The sequence below is a fragment of the Lysinibacillus sp. GJ-1 genome, from assembly GCF_021166035.1.
Lineage (GTDB): Bacteria > Bacillota > Bacilli > Bacillales_A > Planococcaceae > Lysinibacillus > Lysinibacillus sphaericus.
Window position 1 is genome coordinate 4,114,440 of sequence record NZ_CP088912.1, and the last position, 19,498, is coordinate 4,133,937.

Genomic DNA, 19,498 nt, shown 5'->3' on the forward strand with positions numbered 1-19,498 from the left:
TTCTACTTCTATTTCTTCAACTAAACTGCTCTATTAGTATAATAAATTTAACAACTAGAGCTTTCTATTCATTCACAGTAATTTCATTTTTTCCGATAAACACAATTTATAAACTTTTATTTTTAGATTGTGGCTCTCATTTTCAATTCCACACCTTTAGATACTACGCTTTTCCTTAAAATACAGCACACCAAACAAACCAATGATAGAGAAAAGAACTGGCACTATAAAACCATAGTAGTAGCCATCATCTACATAACCTGAAACAGATTGAAAATGATCTAATAAATAACCAAAAATAATGGGCAACAAAACGGCACTTAAAAAGCCTCCTGTATTGGCAAATCCCGAAACTACACCAGCTTCGTGTAAAGGGAATGATTGCCGTACAGCCGCAAATGTTAATGCACTTGCTCCATACCCAAAGCCGATGATAAAAAATAGTACCAACAGCAAGAAAAAAGCTGGATGTCCATTGCATATAAGAAACGTAAACCAACTAAGTAAAACAATACTATGCACGACAATATAAGGCCTTTTAATCGTATCTAGCCTGCTAGCCAGCCAACTAGTTAGAGGAGCTCCGATTAGTGCCCCAATAAGACCAACCATAATCAATTGGCTTGCATCCGAACGTGTCATTTCATATAAACTCATTCCGTATGGTACAGCCCAGGAACTGATAAATCCTACATAACCTCCTACTACACCAAAATGACAAAAAAATAGAGCCCATGCTTGGGGATTGGTAAATATTCTTTTCAGTAATACGGATGTTTTATCACGTTGTTCTTCATCGGTTACAAAAATTTGCTCGTTGATAAAGCGTGTTTTAGGCTTTTTTACAAGTACAAAATAAAGGACTAGAGTACACAGGGTTAATAGTAGTCCTGCGCTACAAAAAGCCATCCTCCAACCTAGTAAATCAATCCACGTGGAGAAGGGGACTGTCGCCAATAAAAACCCTAGACTTCCAGTCATACCTGCCAGACCAATTAAACGTACAAACTCCTTGCGATGAAACCATTGTGCCAAAATAAGCACCATATTAACCCAAATTGTTGCATCCCCTACTCCAGTCAGTATTCTCGAAAAAAATAGCATAGGTGCATGTGTACTAAGACTATAAATGATTGTACCGATCCCTGTAAGTGTCGCCCCTAAAATTAAAAAAGCATTTAGGCCGTAACGATCAGCCAAAATCCCCATTGGTACTTGTAAGCTTGTATATACAAAAAATTGGATACTTGTTAATAAGCCAATCGTTGCTGCCGTGACCTGAAAATCGCTCATTAATTGGTCTGTAATTAATCCTGGCGCTGTGCGTTGACTTGCCATTAACAAATAAGTAAACAATACAACAACAAATACTACCCATCTGTATTTGCTATTTTGTTTGTCCATGGATATCTACCCCTATTAGCTTTTACTAGAATATATGAAAGAGTGCCAGACACTAAAACATTTTGAATTGTTTTAGTGTCTGGCACCGATTTCTCTATATTTTTAAGCTGACAAGGTTGCCTGCTTCTTGCACTAATTTATCCATTGTACTTAATTCGTCATCGCTAATTTCAACTAGCTCCTCAAACATTTCCACAGATTCACGTGAGATGAACGAAATGTCTCTCATTGCCACCATGATTTGCTGAGAGCTTGAAGATAATTCTTCTGTACTTGCAGATGAATTGGCATTATTTTCAGCAATAATTTTTGTCGTTTCTACAATTCTTTCGAACATCGTACCAATTTCTAAAATGGTAGTATTCGTTTGTGCAAACTCTTCCGTTCCTTGCTTCATGGATGTAACCACTCGATCCGTCTCTTCTTGAATATTTTTTACGATATTCGATACTTCAGCAGCGGACTGTTGCGATTGTTCTGCTAATTTACGAACTTCATCCGCAACGACAGCAAACCCTTTTCCATGTTCACCTGCACGAGCTGCTTCAATAGCTGCGTTCAATGCTAATAAATTGATTTGCTCTGAAATCCCTGTAATTACTTTGACAATCTTGCCAATCTCATGTGATTTTTCTCCAAGAATATTGATTGCATCAAAAGTTGTATTAATCGTTTGATCAAATTGCTCCATTTTCACCATCGAATCTTTGAGCTTTTCGTTACCTTCTTGCGTCAATTCTAACGTCGTATTCGATTGTTCTGAAATTTGGTTTGATCTTATAGACAGTTCTTCGATAGCCACTGTGATGTCTTCAATCGAAGTTGAACTTTCCTCAGTAGCTACTAATTGTTTTTTTAACCCTTTTCCTACCTCATCAATGGCTGCTCTAACGATATCAGCCTTCTCCGCTGCATACTCTCCATGTTCAACAAGATTTTGACCTTTTTCATTTATATTTTTTTCGTATAGATGAAATTGCTCTTTTAATTGACTTGCAGATAATTCCTCTGCCCCGTTTGTCACTTCACTCTGACTATCAGCCTGACGTTTAAGCGAAAAATATCGGTAAGCAAAATACAAGGACGTGCATAATAAAAATACTATAATCACTAGCATAATAGCATCCATGATATAAAAATCTCCTATTCTCTCTACCTATGATGTTTTATAACTCTTTTACAATAATATAAATTCCATCAGCTACAGTCGCTGGGATATCGTTTAAATGCTCATTGCTTTCGTATTTATGAACAATGAAATCCCCTTCAACATTTACATACTTTTCAAATCCATGATACTTCTGTAACAAGCTCATTGACTTCGGATTTGTTGCTTCAGCTAACACCAGTCTTAACCCTTCTTCAGATGCTTTTTGAACTAAAATATCACCTAACGTTTGTACAATTTCATGGCGATTGTGCTCAGCGATGACACCTAATAAAAATAAATGCAGCACTTCATTATCTTCCATTTCTTTTCCATAACGTTGTTTATAGTCATTTAAGAAACGAACATCGATATCCTCTAATACATCCATCACTATATTCATATCAGAAAACGTGCCACTAAAAATAGGACCTTCATGTATTTCCAGTGCGTTTGTATCTCCAACTAAAGCGCCTACTACATTACGCTCTGCATCGAGCGCAACAACACAGTATCCTTGATGCACATTGTCTTCAATGTATTCTTTCGTGAATTGGTAGAAATCATCATAAGGTAATTTTAAGGAGTACCCGATTATCGGTTCTTGCACCCATTTACCGGCTACATCTACTCCAACAAATGTTTTTGCTAAACATGTTGCCGCTTTTTCAATTAAGTCTGGTTGGTCTTTTGTAATGATTTCATATGTATATACATCTTGTAATGTTGGCATCATAAATTCCTCCAAATATGCTTCTAGTGATTTAAAAACTATCGTGTTGCTAATTGTGATACATTGTCAACTACTGTTCCTGGGAAATTCACTCCCTCTAAAGCATTTCTCACTTGCACATAGGCAATTTTAGAGGCTGGATTGACAATATAGATATCTTTGAAGCCAAGTGATGCGTAAAACATTAATGTTTGCCCTAGTTCCGCTGAAACTTTAGATGGAACAGGTGATTGATACGTTGCATCAACTACAAAGGTATAGGATTTTTTTGGTACTTTCGCCACAGTCTCTTCCAAATCTTTTATATATTCCTCTACAAGCTCTGTTTTAATAAACCCATGAACTTGAACGTGTACTTCTTTTTTTGCTTCATAAATCGCCATATTATATTTCGGTTTATCAACGACTAACATTTTTAATCTCCTTTTTCATATAGTTTTTTTACTATCCTATACTAACAAGACTTTATTAACGCTATAGTTCTTTAATTTGTCTCCTTTTAGGAAAATAAAAACTACCCTTATTATAAAAATTAAGGATAGCCAAATAATCGTTTATTATTTTGGCAACCCGACTATCATAATCCCAATAGGATTTTAGACTCGTAGCTTTGCGTCCTTACCTTTCAGTAAGTTTGCCTTTTCATTTTCTTAAAATAATACTAACATTATTACAATTTTACATTATAAATTACATGTCAATTTTTGTCGACACTAGTAGTATTATCTAAAGAATATTAGGTAAATATAAGTAATATTAAGATACTACGTAGTAAGAATGTAGTACGTGCCAGTCACTCAAACAATTTAGAATTGTTTGAGTGACTGGCACCTATTCAAATTGATTGAGCAATTCGCGTACTTCATCCGTTGTCTTTGTATTCATTAACTGATTTCTTAATTCACTTGCCCCGCGGAATCCTTTAACATAGATTTTGAAAAAGCGATGCAGCGCAGTAACTGAGCGTGGTAGCTCCTCAGCATATTGATCTTGAAGATCAAGCTGTAATCTTAAAAGATCAAGATATTCTTTACTACTATGTTCCTTTGGCTCTTTTTCAAAAGCAAATGGGTTTTTAAAAATACCTCGTCCAATCATCACGCCATCCACACCATATTGTTCAACTAGCTTCATACCTGTTGCACGGTCAGGGATGTCTCCATTGATTGTTAATAGCGTATTTGGCGCAATTTGATCTCGTAATTTTTTAATTTCCGGAATTAGCTCCCAGTGTGCTTCTACTTGGCTCATTTCTTTTCTCGTACGCAGATGGATTGATAAGTTGGCGATATCTTGTTTTAAAATATGTGTAAGCCATTCCTGCCACTCATCCACTTCTGTGAAGCCAAGTCTTGTTTTCACACTGACAGGCAGTCCACCCGCTTTCGCTGCTTGAATAAGTTCCGCAGCAACATCAGGACGTAAAATAAGACCGCTTCCCTTGCCTCGTGAAGCCACATTCGGTACAGGACAGCCCATATTAATATCAACACCTTTAAAACCAAGCTCCGCCATACCAATACTCATTTGTCTAAAATATTCAGGATTATCTCCCCATATATGAGCAACCATAGGCTGTTCATCTTCAGTAAAAAGCAAACGTCCTCGCACACTTTTCTGACCCTCTGGATGACAATAGCTATCTGAATTTGTAAACTCGGTAAAAAATACATCTGGTCTACCTGCTTTACTTACGACATGACGAAACACAACATCCGTCACATCTTCCATTGGAGCAAGTACAAAAAATGGTCGCGGTAAATCCCGCCAAAAATTATTCGTCATATTTTACTTCAAACCCTCTCATTATAGGATATTCGGTTATTCACTTATCCCCTAAAACTTCATTGCTTCTACTTCTAAAAACGAATCGTCCTTAACACCGTAATGCTAGTTTCAGCAATAAAGTCATTATTATAGTATAACCTAGCTTTTGTTATTTATCTTCATACAGTTCCTACTTTAATTAGATTTCTAACTTCTAAAATCAGGAAATACTATGCACTAGCAGCTCGTGTTAAAAAGCGAAAAGGCAGTCCTAGCTAACGGTACAATATCATAAACTTCGTGATATCAAACTCATCATCTTGAACTGCCTACTAATTATTATTTAGCTTCTATACTGTCATCTTTGTTGTAATTGTACTTTGAAGGATCTACTGGCGTATAACCTGTTGGTTTATAAAATCGCAGTAAATCACCATTCACTACTTTGTCAGATAAGCCTAATTTAAAATCTACTTCTTTTTTAATAGCTTGTGCTGCCTCTAGTTGACTATCATCTAGTAGTAATCCAGTTTTATTATCATAAAATTTTTCATTAATTGAATAAATCTCTGGACTCACAAAATCGCCATTTCTAAATGGCACAATTTCATTATGCTCATCTGATAATAAGTCTGAACCGAATTGAATAAAGTTTTGCGTATCAATTCCTAGTAAATGTAAAAGTGTTGGAAGCAAGTCTGTTTGACCACCATACGTATGGTTGATACCACCTTGCATACCTGGAACATGAATAAATAATGGGACACGTTGTAAATTAGCACTTTCATATGGTGTAATTTCTTTCCCCAAAACTTGTTCCATTGCTGCATTATGATTGTCTGAAATACCATAATGGTCACCATAAAGAACAATCATTGAATTATCATATAAACCTGATTCTTTTAGTTGATTAAACATTTGTTCAATTGCTTCGTCGGCATAGCGTGCTGTTTGGAAATAATTATCTACACTTGCATCGCCTGTATTCGCTTTATCGATTGTTACTAAGTCTTGATTCATTTTATATGGATAATGGTTCCCTACCGTAATTAATTTAGTATAAAACGGTTGTGGTAAAGAATTTAAAAAGCTTTGCGATTGTTCAAAGAACGGTTTATCTAACAAACCATATTCAGCCATGTTATCTGAAGAGGCTGTGTCATAATAACTTGCATCATAAAACTTATCAAATCCAAATGATTTATATATAACATTTCGGTTCCAGAAGCTTCCGTTGTTACCGTGGAAGACAGCCGATGTATAACCATAATCTTTTAAAATACTTGGTGCTGCTTGATACGTATTTTGTGCTTTTGTAATATAGGCAGAACCTTGTGGTAATCCGAATAAAGAGTTTTCTAACATAAATTCTGCATCAGACGTTTTACCTTGACCTGTTTGATGGAAGAAATTATCGAAATACAATGTATGATTATCTTTTGCTAATGAATTTAAAAATGGTGTAACTTCTTGACCGTTTAATTTATAGTCGATTAGGAAGTTTTGGAATGATTCTAAGTGTAAATAAATTACGTTCATTCCTTTTGCTGCACCAAAATATTTTGCATTCGGATTAGCGTAGTTCGATTTTGTATAGTTAATTACTTCGGTAATATCACTACTATCAGCCAACGCTCTTTGTGAGGAAGCTTTCATCGTTTCTACTGAGTCATAAATCGTATAGTTATACATACCTAAATATTTCACAATATAGTTTCTATCAAACCCTCGCGTTAATAGTTGAGGGCGACTAGCCTCAGCTAATCCTAAATTGACAACTGATACGATTAATGCAAAAGCAATAATCGTCATTGCTTTTTTATATCCAAATGATTTTGTTTCTTTTGGAACTTTGCTTGAGAATCGTAAATAAAACATGACAACGACATCCACAAAGAACAAAATATCATAAGGTTTTAATAATGAAAGAATACTACCACCTAAATCGCCAAAGTTTTGCGTTTGGAAAATGGTCGGTAATGTAATAAAATCACTAAAAAATCTGTAATACACTACATTAGCATATAAAAGAATTGACATCAGCGTGTAAATAACAAGCAGTAATGTATATCTTTTCTTTCCTCTAATTAAAAAAGCAATCCCTAAAAATAGCATTGCTGAACCTAGTGGATTTAAGAGTAAAAGGAAATGTTGAAGTGCTCCTTCTACACCTAAATCAAATTGTGCTGTTTGCGTGATGTATGTTTTCATCCATAACATGACTACAGCTACTATATATATCCCTAAAAAACTGTTTAATAAGTCACTTTTTTTACTTATTAGACTTTTCATTTCTGCACCTACCTATTACTTATTAATAGAAATCTAATGTTAGATTGTTCGTATAAATTTCGGAAAATTATTACTTCACTATAGCTTTTTTTCGGTAGCTAATGTATAATACTCCCGTTTTCGCACTTCTGTCAAGTTGTAGACGATATTGCAAGAGAATAAGTTTCGTTTCTCACTACTGCTGCTATGCTTGCCATAAAAACATCCTACAAACATTAGTTTTACTAACCTTTGACAATACATTTATTTGTGAAAAGATTTATCCTAAAAGAAATCGATCGTAACATACCTATAACGAGCAAAAAGAAGAACGAATTCCAGCAAAATTGGAATTCGTTCTTGTCTTATTATATTGATAACGTCTACCATCTCTTATACTTGTGTTTCGACGTTGCTTTCTTGTATTTTTTCACTAAGCTGATGTTCAATGTTTTCCGTTTTTTTCGACCAATAAGTAGCAAGAATTGGACCGGAAATATTATGCCACACAGCACCAAGAACACTCGGTAAGGCAGCTAACGGACCAAAATGGGCAGTGGCTAATGCTACCCCAAGACCAGAGTTTTGCATCCCCACTTCAATGGAAATCGCTCTCCGATTACTTTCATCAAGTCCTAATAGTAGCGCGGTTAAATAGCCAAGCAGCAGTCCAAATGCATTATGAAGCATTACTGCCGTAAAAATAATAAATCCTGCCGATGCTATGCTATCAACATTGCCAGCAACAACTGCAGAGACAATAATGATAATAGCCACTACTGAGATAAGAGGAATGACGTTAATGCTCTTTTCTACAATCTGTGGGGCAAATTTCCGAATAACAATCCCCAAAATAATCGGCAAAATAATCACTTGAATAATAGAAGTAAACATTGCCATTGGATCGACCGGCATCCATTTACCTGCAAGTAATAGAAGTATGAATGGTGTGGCAATTGGCGCTAATAACGTTGAAAAGGAAGTCATCGTAATGGATAATGGGACATTGCCCTTCGCTAAATACACCATGACGTTCGAAGCAGTACCCCCTGGAACTGAACCGAGAAGAACAAGCCCTGCCGCTAATTCTGCGGGTAAGTTCATGATATAGGCAATGGAAAAAGCAGTCAGCGGCATAATAAGATATTGAGCACAAACACCAATAATAACGGGCACTGGATTCGTTAAAATTAATTTGAAATCAACCGCTTTCAACGTTAGTCCCATACCAAACATAACGATGCCGAGCAATATTGTAATATAGCCCCCAAATAGTAAAAATGGGTCGGGAATGATAAAAGCAATAACAGCTATGCAGATGACCCATAGCGCAAAGTATTTTCCAGCTATCGTACTAATCGCTTCTAATATTTTCATATTCCCACTCCCTATTTCTTTATTTTTAATATTTTATTTGGATTCAACAGTGCATCCGGATCAAGCGCTTGTTTAATCTTTTCCATCACAAGCAGTGCTTTCCCATGTTCTTTCTCTTGGTATTTCTGTTTCCCTATACCGACACCATGCTCTCCTGTACAAGTTCCCCCTCGTTCAAGCGCATACATAACAATTAATTCATTAAATTCATCCGCCTTTGCTATGTCATTAGCATCCTGCATATCAATCATTAAAAGAACATGGAAATTGCCATCACCGACATGTCCAACAATCCCCCCTGTAAGGGCAAACATATTCAGTGTTTTTCTCGCATGTTCAATAGCCCCTGCTAACTCAGAAATCGGCAAACAAACATCTGTCACCATCAGTTTTTTTCCTGGATGTCCATGGACATAGGCGTAAGCTAAATTATGGCGAGCTTCCCATAGCTGATTTCGCGCTGCATTGTCAGTCTCAAAAACTATATTTTGACAATTATGCTCTGCTACAATTTCTTTCATAAAATCAACGTCTTGCTTTAAACCATCTTCATTTCCATGAAACTCTAAAAATAACGTTGGTTGCTCCTCATAAGCTGTTTTACTATGCAAGTTCACTTGTTTCATAGAAGGTTCATCAACCAGTTCGACTCTTGCGATTGGAATTCAGGCCTGTAAAATACTAACGACTGCTTCGACTGCATCATTGACTGTTTTGAAAGATGCTCGAGCAGCCATTACATATTCAGGAAGTCCATAAACTTTTAGCGTCAATTCCGTAAAGCAACCGAGCGTTCCTTCAGACCCTACAAAAAGACCGTTCAAATGAAAGCCAGATGAAGATTTTTCCGCTAAATTACCGGTATGAATAACCGTACCATCTGACAGCACAACTTCTAAATCTCGAACTTGATCGCGCATTACTCCATATTTAACAGACGTTGTGCCACTCGCATTTGTCGCGGCCATTCCACCTAGTGTTGCATCTGCCCCAGGGTCCACTGAAAAAAACAAACCGTATTTTTTTAACTCTTTATTTAACTGCGAACGCGTTACCCCTGGTTGAACTTTTACGAGAAAGTCCTTCTCCCTCACTTCTACTATGTTGTTCATGTCTGAAAAATCAATGGTAATCCCTTGTTCATAAGGAATTACATGTCCTTCCAAGCTTGTTCCTCTGCCAAATGGGACAATTGGAACTTTATATTGATTTGCAATAGTTAGTATGTGACTCACTTGTTCAGTTGTTGTTGGAAACACAACGATATCCGGCAAACTAGCTTGATGATAAGATTCATCACTACTATGTTGTTCTAAAATTGTTTGATTGATCGTTACTTGGCTTTCTGACAGAACACCTTGTAGCGCGCTCACCAATTGTTCATTTGTTACACTTGCCATCATTTTATTCTCCCCTTTTTTTCTCCCATTTTCCCAAAATCATGAATGATAAATGAATAGGTTATACCAATCTTCATAAATATTATAATTGGTCCAACCATTTTTATTATACTTAATATTCAGAAAATATCAATAATTAATAATTTTCTTTCATTGCTAACGAGGTGGGAATTCTGTATGATTAAAGCGTTTATACTTTTACTATGTAATTGAGGGGAAGGACATAGGAAATGCTGCAACCAAAGAAAAAAGCTTATCAAGTTATTGTAGATCAAATACAGGAATATTTTTTAAATGGAGAATTACAGCCTGGAGAAAAACTACCGACGGAAAGAGAATTAGCGAGTCGCTTTAATGTAAGTCGAACATCGGTTAGAGAGGCACTGCGAAAGCTTGAAATAAAAGGAATTATAGACATTAAACAAGGCAGTGGCAGTTTTCTGAAATCACCTGAATGCCATTCATTAGGACAAGAGCTTTCCTCTACCATTTTAAAAACAGAAAAAAAACTTATTTATGAAATGCTAGAGCTTCGCCAAACACTTGAAGTAGAATGTGCCTTTTTAGCTTCACAACGAGCCACTTCTGAAGACTTAGAACGAATTGGGCAAGCATTGGAAATGATGAATCAAGTAAAAAATGACGTGGAACTAGGCATTCAAGCTGATTTAAGCTTCCATATTAATATCGTTCTCGCTGCTCATAATTCAATCTTCTCACAATTATTTCAAACCCTTAGCGAACATATGCAAGATACAATCCGTGTGACCCGAACACAGCGCTTGAAAGACTTAGACCGTACGCAAGAAACTATAGATGAACATAAAGAAATTTACTTGGCCATCGCAGCCGGTGATGCCACGCAAGCCAAACAACTAATGGAAAAGCATATTAAGCAAATCCGAAGAGAATTGACCGCCTCCCTTTTCAATCATATTGGCGAACAACATAAATAAACTGCATCTACTCAATAAAAAAAGCCACGGATTGATATTAAATCCTTGGCTTTTTTGACAAAAACTAAAAATACATAAATCAGTAGATCTTATTTATATTTCATACAAAAAAAAACGAATCCCATTAATAAGAATTCGTTTTTGATAAAAGATTGTATAAAAACATGTCAGTTCCCTGTCATTCTTATTATCTTTGGGATAACGTCTAAATACGCAATAATGCCCCATTCGGCTTTGGTAAATCATGAGCTGTTATCTGATTCATTTTACAAAAATGTTTTAAAAATTGTTGTGCAAGTTCTCGTTCTGTTGGTTCACTTTTCAATGAAACGATATCAAGTAAAATTTGAGCCATCCATAAATTATCAAAATAACGGTATTTACCTGTATTCCATGTCATTTTGTTAGGGTATTTTTTATCTATATAATATTTCCAAAAAAGTAGCTGATTCGATTCCTGTTCTGTAAGTTGGAGTCTGTATTTTGAATGAGCCGGAATATTCCCATCTTCACACAGCTTACCGATAAAATCTTCATTCACCATATAAACACCTAAAATACGTCTGTCTTTTTCTGACATGCCGGAATCTAATGCTGTTAATAGGACAGCGCTATTTTGGTGCATGCGGTTAGGTTTGTTTGGCTTTCCTTTGTTATTACCACTTTTTATAGCGCCTGAAAAAACCTTCCACTCTAACAAAGAACTAGTCTGTTCTTCTGTGTCACATTTAAAAACCATTTGAGATTCTGGATGCAGTTTATGATGTTTCATCAGTTTTTCGTGTTCTAAGCGAAGTTTTTGGTTTCTTCGTTGCAGTTTTTCTTCTTCTTCCTTCCTCATTTCTTCTTCCTTACGTTCAATTTCCTTTTTTTGTATTATTTTTTCAATTAACTGAGCATCACTTTTATCATGTAATTTTAAGTACTTTCCAAATACATCAGGAAAAACAAACATTTTATTTTCTGTTGCAAAATGTATTTCAATAATGGACTCATTATGTTTAACGATACTACCCATGCCAAAACGCTTATGTGTAACTTTTTTATTAATTAGATTCATTATTCTAGTCCTCCTTATGGAATAAAACCTCGGTTACTATTAGATAGTCAATTAATTATTTAATTCAACTACCTACCTCAAAAAGCCCACATAACTGTTTTAATTTTTTTCTTCGTCTTAATAAGGGATATTAAAAAAACGTATCCAAATTCTATCTGCAAAAAAGATCAGCGGAATTCGAAATACGATTTAAAAAAACAATTATAAGACTATTATAACATTTTTTATAAAAATCACAAACTTATTGTTGACAACATATTTTATTATGAGGTAAAATTAAAAATTATTCTCTAAATCCTCATGAAATTAGAGCCTTATAAAAAGTCACAAAGCTTCTGAAAAGCCCCTATAAAATGCAACTGATTTCCGGTGTTAAGCATAGGAAATCTTCATAAAATAAATCATATAAGTAGTTCCTTTCCTAGAAAGAATGGGAGGAAATCTATGTACTAATCCTATAGGCTGAACATTCACATTTCCCAATTAAGTTCCATATAAAAAAGACCCCAATTTCGCAAAAGTTATTTGCAAAATCAAGGTCTGTATTGAAAATATCTACTTTTTCAAGTTTTATAGGAATGCTGTTAAATTTTTCGAATCAATCAATAATATATGTGTCCCTTGTATATTAAACTAACGCCAACCACGCAACAGCCTCACAATGTGTAGAGTGCGGGAACATATCAACTGGTTGTATTTCTTGTGTTTTGTATCCGCCATCTTCCAAGATGCGTAGGTCGCGTGCGAGTGTGGCTGGGTTACATGATACGTATACTACGCGTTTAGGACGCTGCTCTAAAATCGTTTGTAAAAGGGCTTCGTCGCATCCTTTACGTGGTGGGTCGACAACTAGGACATCCGCTTCCTTGCCTTCCTTATACCAGCGTGGAATGACTTCCTCTGCTGGGCCTGCCTCGAAGTACGTATTGGTAAAGCCGTTTAGCTCTGCATTGCGTTTTGCATCTTCAATAGCTTGGGGTACAATTTCAACACCCATCACCGCTTTTGCTTTTTGTGCTAGGAATAAAGAGATGGTACCGATGCCGCAATAGGCATCAATGACACGTTCATGTCCTTGTAAATCAGCATAGTCAAGCGCTTGCTTGTAAAGCACTTCGGTTTGCTGTGGATTTACCTGATAGAAAGAACGTGCTGAAATTTCAAAGCGGACATCGCCGATAGCGTCAATAATGACGTCTTTGCCCCAAAGGTTAATCGTTTCATCACCAAAAATAACGTTTGTTTTATCGCTATTGATGTTTTGCATAATGGATGTAACATTTGGTACTAGCTTTAGTATGCTCGCTACAGCGGCATCTTTTTGCGGGAATTTTTTCTTTTTCGTCACAAGTACAACCATGACCTCACCTGTTGCACGTGCTGTACGGATTACGACGTGACGTAGCATGCCTTCATGTGATGCCTCATTATATGGTTGCATGCCGATAGCTGTTAATTCTTTTTTTAGACCAGAAAGAATTGCATCTGCCTCGCCCGTTTGAATGAGACAGCGATCCATATCGACAATGGTATGGGATTTTGTTTTGTAAAAACCAGCAATCACTTGACCAGCGTCATTTGTGGAAAATGGAATTTTGGCCTTATTACGATATTGCCATGGTTCCTCCATCCCTTTCACTGGTAAAACGGGTGCGTCGATTTTGCCTAGACGTTGCATAACATTACGCACCATATTTTCCTTCCACTTTAACTGACCTTCATACGATAAGTGCTGTAACTGACAGCCCCCACATTGCTTGAAATAATCACAAGGTGCTTCTACTCGATCAGGTGAAGGCTTTAAAATATCCAAGACTTTTGCAAAGCCATAATTTTTTAATGTTTTTAAAACATGGACTTCTGCTGTTTCATTCGGTAAAGCCCCTTGGATAAATAATGGATAGCCTTCGACTTTTGCGACACCATTGCCATCATGTGTTAAATCTTCTATATAAACTGTAAGTTGGTCATTCTTTTTTACGGGTGCTGACATTCGTACATCCTCCATTTCAATCTCCTTATTGTAGCATGTGATAGCGGAGGAAAAAAGAACAAGGCTTGAATTTATCAGGTTGTGCTAATTTTGCTAAAAAAGAGCCGCTATTCGCGACTCTCTTTCTTATTTTTTCTTACATAATCATCCTTTGGTGCCCACCAAAACATAATGATGATACTAATAATGACGACTATAAACGGCGCATAAAATATTTCGATTTTTTCCATACCTATATCCCCCTATGCATGATGGTCTTCTTTTCCTGTCACGTAATTTTTGTTGAATAGGAATAATTTCAACAATAAATAAAGCGAAGGCAGAAGTAAGCATAATCCCAAAATAAAGACGATGACTAATGCAATGACCATTTGCGTGCTTGTGAAGCTATCGTAAATTGTTAAATACGGATACAGTAAATATGGATATTGTGCGATGCCATAGGCGAAAAATGCTACCGCGAACTGAGCGATTAATAATCCTACTGCAAGACCGTAATTTTTTCGCATCCATAGTAATATCACTGTAATGATAAATAATACGGCAGAAATAGCAAACATCCACCATAAATTAACCATATGCTGATAGCTTTCAGGGTTAATGGATTTCATCTCATACATAATACCAAGTGCACTAATCATTAAAGGTGCTGCCCAAATAAGGGCGTATTTTCGCATTAAATTTGTAGCCTCTACATCAGTTGCTTTATGTGCATACCACGTTAAAAATACTGCAGATATATAAAGAACAGCCGCTATACTTAATACGACAATACTCCAAGCAAATGTACTTGTATATAATGTCCAATAATTCAATACAGGTTGCCCTTCCACAATGTCTACATAACCGCCACCTGCAATAGCAAAGACAACAGAGAGCGAAGCTGGAATCAATAAACCTGATACGCCATATGTCAGCGTGTATCCAATATGTCCGCGTGCCCCGTACGCCTCAAATGCATAATACGACCCTCGAATTGCCAACAACACTAAAGAAATGCTGACTGGGACAAGCAAAATCGTTCCATAATAGAAGGCGGTTTGTGGAAAGAATCCTACAATCCCTACAAAGAAAAATACTAAAAAGACATTTGTTACTTCCCATACAGGCGATAAATAACGCTTAATAATATTAGTTATGACATGATTTTTTCCAATAAGTAAACTGTAAGCATTGAAAAATCCTGCCCCAAAATCAATAGATGCCACCATCACATAACCGAAAAGGAATATCCATAAAACTGAAATTCCTAGCACTTCTAATGTCATATGATGTCACCGCCCTTTTCTGTATGCCGATCTTCAATTTCACGTTCAATCGGATTCTTTTTAAACATACGAACTAATACGACTGTACTTCCTATTCCAAGTACAGTATACACACCTGTGAATAACAGCATCATTAAATCTACATGATCGCTCGTTGTAGCGCCTTCTGGTGTGCGCATAATACCGTATAATATCCACGGTTGACGTCCAACTTCCGCAAGCCACCAACCGGCTTCAATCGCAATAATTGACAGTGGAGCACCTGCTACAATAATCCATCTAAACCATCGTGCATGAATAAAGCGCCAACCTCGTGGTTTCCCTACTACGTAAAGGAAAGACACTAATACCATAAACATGCCGATAAAGACCATAATATTAAAAAGATAGTGTATATAAAGTGGTGGTCTGTCTTCCTCCGCATATTGATCTAAACCAATAACTTCTGCATTTGGATTATTGCGTGCTAGTATACTTAAAGCATAAGGAACCTTGATGGCATACTTAACTTCCTCGCCATCCAATACACCGAATAAAACCAATGAAGCTTTATCTGTTGTTTCAAAATGCCATTCAGCCGCTGCTAATTTTTCTGGTTGGTATTCCGCTAAGTATTTACCTGAGAAATCGCCTATAATTGCTGCTGCAATTGATGAAACTAAACCGATTTTCATCAGTAAAAATAGAGACTTTTTATGGTAAACATGATCTGAGCCTTTGAGCATACGGTAACCTGCAATGGCTGCCAAGACGAATGCTGATGTCATATAGGCTGTAACGAGAACATGCGCAACTTTTGTTGGCATAGCCGGGTTAAACATTGCTAGAAATGGTTGAATATTTACAAGCTGTCCGTCCACAATATCAAAGCCTTGAGGTGCGTTCATAAAGGCATTTACCATTGTGATAAAGACAGCTGACATGGATGCACCAACTGCAACAGGTATTAGGAGTAACATATGCTTTTTCTGGCTATCAAAGCGATCCCATGTATATAAATAAATTCCTAAGAAAATGGCTTCAAAGAAAAATGCAAAGGTTTCCATAAAGAGCGGTAATGCTATCGTTTGCCCTGCAAGTTGCATAAAATTCGGCCATAGTAACGATAATTGCAATCCAATAGCTGTTCCTGTTACGACTCCTACAGCAACGGTAATGACGAAACCCCGTGCCCAACGTCGCGCCATCAAAATATAATGTTCATCATTCTTTTTATATCCAGTCCATTGTGCAATCATGATCATTAACGGCACACCGACACCAATCGTTGCATAAATGATGTGGAATGATAACGTAAGCTCCGTTAACGCACGACTCCAAAAGACTGCTGATTCATTAATCATCTCATTGCCCTCCTAACTTCCAAATATTCTTCCAAGTATGGAAAGTAGCATGATAATTGCAACACCAAAACTTAACCAAATAAGCTTTTTTTCCTGTGACTTATACAACTGCACCACTTCCTTTCCCTTTCCCATACCCATATTTTCCACTATTCCAACGAAAAAACCTTTATAATGGTCCGATATTTCTACTATTATAAAGGTTTCAAATTTTGTTCAAGTAATATACGCACATTTGCCAAACATTTTTCTTAATTCGTTCACAACCCTTCATTATATGGAAATAAAATCAGAACCACCAGTCTAACTGGTGGTTTGCTCTACGCGTGAAACGCTGGGGTACTAGTACCATGTCTAAAGACACACTGAAAGGTCCGCCAACCGCACTCCGTTTTCACGCTACCACTAAAGTGGTTTTATCATTTTCGCTTTTTTGCTTTTATTTCTTCTCCTGTAAATGGATCAATGAATTCTTTCATGCTCATTTGATCCTCAAGAATATCCTCTTGTAATTGATTTTTTATATATTCCTGAATGATTTTTCTGTTTCTTCCTACTGTATCTACATAATATCCGCGACACCAAAACTTCCTGTTTCCATATTTGTATTTCAGGTTCGCATGTCGGTCGAATATCATTAAACTACTTTTCCCTTTCAAATAACCCACAAACGATGAAACACTTAATTTTGGTGGAATACTTACCAACATATGAATATGATCAGGACAGGCTGTTGCTTCTATAATTTCTACTCCTTTTCTTTCACATAACTGGCGAAGAATTCTACCTACATCTACTTTAATTTGTCCATAAATAATCTGCCTTCTATATTTTGGCGCAAAGACGATGTGATACTTACAATTCCATGTTGTGTGTGCTAAACTTTTATTATCCATTTGGATCCCCTTTCGTACGAAGTCGGTTGACCAGACCTGAATTTATTGTACGGCTGGGGATTTTTCTTGTCCATAGCTAGAAGCTCTTTAGAACCCCTCGCATAGCAAGGGGTTTTCAAAAAATACAATAAAAAAAGCGTAAATTTATAAAATAAAATTTACGCTTTTTGTTAATCTAAATACGGTCTTCCTCACGAATATCTTCAATTGGTACAAAAATTTCAATATGGCGTTTTAAGTTTTCAAAAGTCGCAGGCGCATCTCCACCATATTCACCATCTAGATTTAAATGAACTTCACTATCCGTCGTTACTTTTACGACACTTGCTTTTTTATAAATAACGCGATCATCCTTTAAATGCTCGCCTCGTAAAGCCATTGCTGCAAGTTGAATAAATTCTGGCAAGCTTACTTTTTTTAATACTATTAATGTGAAGTAGCCATCGTTTATGCTCGCATCTGGTGCAAGCTTTTCAAAGCCTCCTACTGAATTCGTTAAGCCACATAAAAACATCATGGCATCGCCATCGAATACTTCACCATCATATTCAATACGCATATGTGATGCCTTAATAGATGGAATCATTTCAACTGCTTTTAAATAGTAGGCAAGCTGTCCAAGCATTGTTTTCATTTTGCTAGGTACTTCGTACGTTAGCTCAGTAATACGTCCTCCAGCAGCAATATTGATGAAATAGCGTTCTCCATTTAACAATCCAACATCAACTGGTAAGGTATCGCCTTTAATAATAATATCAACGGCTTCATCAATATTTCGTGGTATATGGACAGCACGTGCAAAATCGTTCGTTGTCCCCATAGGAATTAGACCAATTTTCGGACGTTTTTCGAATTGGCCTACACCAGAAACAACTTCATTTAACGTCCCATCGCCACCAACTGCTATGATAATATCAAATCCACGTTCTACTGCATTTTTTGCTGCCTCTATTGCATCACCTTCACAAGTTGTTGCGTGACAAGATGTCTCATAGCCTGCTACCTCTAGTTTCTCCAATACTTCTGGTAGATGCTTTTTAAACACTTCTCGCCCAGATGTAGGATTATAAATGATTCTTGCTCGTTTCATAACATACCTTCCTGCTTCATAAGATTCTAATACTTTCAACGAATTTTTCGTTGAAATGTTGCACTACTATTACTACGCCAGTGCAAACACCTCTGGCGCTAACAAAGTGTTTTATTTTTGTAATGCTGCTGTTACATGTTTTCTGAAATCTTCATATACATAAGTCCAATTTGTTTTGTTGGTAATATTGTCTTCACGAATTTCAGCGTAAAGCGATTTTTGTGCTTCCTCAAAATTCGGGTCTTCTTTATCTGGCAACGTCGCTCTTTTGTTCACAACAATATCCTGTAACTCTGGCGCACGTGGTCCCCATTTACCTATCACTTGTCCCGACTCATTTAATAAAATATACATTGGAATCGCGCGTCCACCATTTGTTAAATAACGGTCGATTAAATCTGTATCTGCATCACGGAAAACTGTACGCATATCTAATCCAGCTGCTTCAGCAACACGGCGAATAATTGGATTATTTAGCATTGCATCGCCGCACCAATCTTCTGTAATGGTTAAAATTTTAGGTTGCTTGTCCTTCAGTAACGTTACAAAACCATCGTTTGTTGGCACTTCAAAACCATCATAAATTAGAAAGCTATCTTCTTTTAGCGTCGTCATCTGATCCATATATTGTTGAATTGAAATGGCTTCTTCAAAATATTGTTGCTCAGTTTTCATATACTATCCCCTTTTTAAGTGATGTGATTGTTTCTATTCTATATTTTGCTATGAATACTCTTTTTAGACAACTATTAAGTGCTACTTTTTGTTAGTATGTACAGTCTTTACATTTAAA

At 36.4% G+C, this 19,498-nt stretch carries 16 protein-coding genes, 1 pseudogene and 1 riboswitch; of the genes and pseudogenes, 1 reads left to right on the forward strand and 16 read right to left on the reverse strand.

The window, feature by feature from the left end; all coding sequences use genetic code 11:
- Positions 1-156: 156 nt before the first annotated feature.
- The 8 genes and pseudogenes from LO754_RS20545 to LO754_RS20580 form a co-directional block, all read right to left on the reverse strand.
- Complete coding sequence (locus LO754_RS20545; protein ID WP_231785166.1) at positions 157-1,404, reverse strand: MFS transporter; 1,248 nt, start codon at positions 1,402-1,404, stop codon at positions 157-159.
- Positions 1,405-1,498: 94 nt separating this feature from the next.
- Positions 1,499-2,533, reverse strand: a complete 1,035-nt coding sequence (locus tag LO754_RS20550; RefSeq protein WP_024364488.1) for a methyl-accepting chemotaxis protein — start codon at positions 2,531-2,533, stop codon at positions 1,499-1,501.
- A gap of 37 nt (positions 2,534-2,570) precedes the next feature.
- Positions 2,571-3,287 carry a hypothetical protein gene (locus LO754_RS20555; RefSeq protein WP_227665384.1) on the reverse strand — a complete coding sequence of 239 codons (717 nt, stop codon included), beginning with the start codon at positions 3,285-3,287 and terminating at the stop codon, positions 2,571-2,573.
- Positions 3,288-3,322: 35 nt separating this feature from the next.
- The gene (locus LO754_RS20560; protein ID WP_024364486.1) at positions 3,323-3,697 is read right to left on the reverse strand and encodes a hypothetical protein; all 375 of its coding nucleotides are present in this window, start codon (positions 3,695-3,697) and stop codon (positions 3,323-3,325) included.
- A gap of 148 nt (positions 3,698-3,845) precedes the next feature.
- Positions 3,846-3,933, reverse strand: a riboswitch (cyclic di-GMP riboswitch).
- Between the two features lie 182 nt (positions 3,934-4,115).
- Positions 4,116-5,069, reverse strand: coding sequence for a tRNA dihydrouridine synthase (locus LO754_RS20565; protein ID WP_029747424.1), 954 nt, complete (start codon positions 5,067-5,069; stop codon positions 4,116-4,118).
- A 321-nt stretch (positions 5,070-5,390) separates the two neighbouring features.
- Positions 5,391-7,343, reverse strand: coding sequence for a lipoteichoic acid synthase (ltaS, locus tag LO754_RS20570; protein ID WP_229387808.1), 1,953 nt, complete (start codon positions 7,341-7,343; stop codon positions 5,391-5,393).
- Positions 7,344-7,715: 372 nt separating this feature from the next.
- Entirely contained in the window at positions 7,716-8,699 is a 984-nt protein-coding gene (locus LO754_RS20575) for a bile acid:sodium symporter family protein (RefSeq protein ID WP_108031134.1), read from the reverse strand.
- Positions 8,700-8,710: 11 nt separating this feature from the next.
- Positions 8,711-10,099 (reverse strand): annotated as a pseudogene (locus tag LO754_RS20580) (FAD-binding oxidoreductase).
- A 230-nt stretch (positions 10,100-10,329) separates the two neighbouring features.
- Between LO754_RS20580 and LO754_RS20585 the strand changes: the two are divergent.
- Positions 10,330-11,055: a FadR/GntR family transcriptional regulator gene (locus tag LO754_RS20585; RefSeq protein WP_108031135.1), complete on the forward strand. Its 726-nt coding sequence runs from the start codon at positions 10,330-10,332 to the stop codon at positions 11,053-11,055.
- A gap of 205 nt (positions 11,056-11,260) precedes the next feature.
- On the opposite strand, the gene LO754_RS20590 is transcribed toward LO754_RS20585, so the two are convergent.
- The 8 genes from LO754_RS20590 to LO754_RS20620 all read right to left on the reverse strand — a co-directional run bounded on the left by LO754_RS20590 (position 11,261) and on the right by LO754_RS20620 (position 19,380).
- On the reverse strand, positions 11,261-12,115 hold the full coding sequence (locus tag LO754_RS20590) for a malate synthase (RefSeq protein WP_231785167.1): 855 nt from the start codon (positions 12,113-12,115) through the stop codon (positions 11,261-11,263).
- A gap of 628 nt (positions 12,116-12,743) precedes the next feature.
- Entirely contained in the window at positions 12,744-14,108 is a 1,365-nt protein-coding gene (gene rlmD, locus LO754_RS20595) for a 23S rRNA (uracil(1939)-C(5))-methyltransferase RlmD (RefSeq protein ID WP_231785168.1), read from the reverse strand.
- A gap of 107 nt (positions 14,109-14,215) precedes the next feature.
- Positions 14,216-14,338: a cytochrome bd oxidase small subunit CydS family protein gene (gene cydS, locus LO754_RS23560; RefSeq protein WP_255313777.1), complete on the reverse strand. Its 123-nt coding sequence runs from the start codon at positions 14,336-14,338 to the stop codon at positions 14,216-14,218.
- A 12-nt stretch (positions 14,339-14,350) separates the two neighbouring features.
- Positions 14,351-15,376 carry a cytochrome d ubiquinol oxidase subunit II gene (locus LO754_RS20600; protein ID WP_231785169.1) on the reverse strand — a complete coding sequence of 342 codons (1,026 nt, stop codon included), beginning with the start codon at positions 15,374-15,376 and terminating at the stop codon, positions 14,351-14,353.
- Positions 15,373-16,719, reverse strand: coding sequence for a cytochrome ubiquinol oxidase subunit I (locus LO754_RS20605; protein WP_024364478.1), 1,347 nt, complete (start codon positions 16,717-16,719; stop codon positions 15,373-15,375). Before LO754_RS20605 ends, LO754_RS20600 begins: the two co-directional genes overlap by 4 nt.
- Before the next feature lie 419 nt (positions 16,720-17,138).
- A complete protein-coding gene (gene tnpA, locus LO754_RS20610) occupies positions 17,139-17,615 on the reverse strand; it encodes an IS200/IS605 family transposase (protein ID WP_024364892.1) in 477 nt (158 codons plus the stop codon).
- Positions 17,616-17,790: 175 nt separating this feature from the next.
- Positions 17,791-18,705 (reverse strand): diacylglycerol kinase, encoded by a 915-nt coding sequence (locus LO754_RS20615; RefSeq protein WP_024364477.1) that lies wholly within the window; start codon positions 18,703-18,705, stop codon positions 17,791-17,793.
- A gap of 111 nt (positions 18,706-18,816) precedes the next feature.
- Entirely contained in the window at positions 18,817-19,380 is a 564-nt protein-coding gene (locus tag LO754_RS20620; protein WP_024364476.1) for a thioredoxin family protein, read from the reverse strand.
- Between the last annotated feature and the right edge of the window lie 118 nt (positions 19,381-19,498).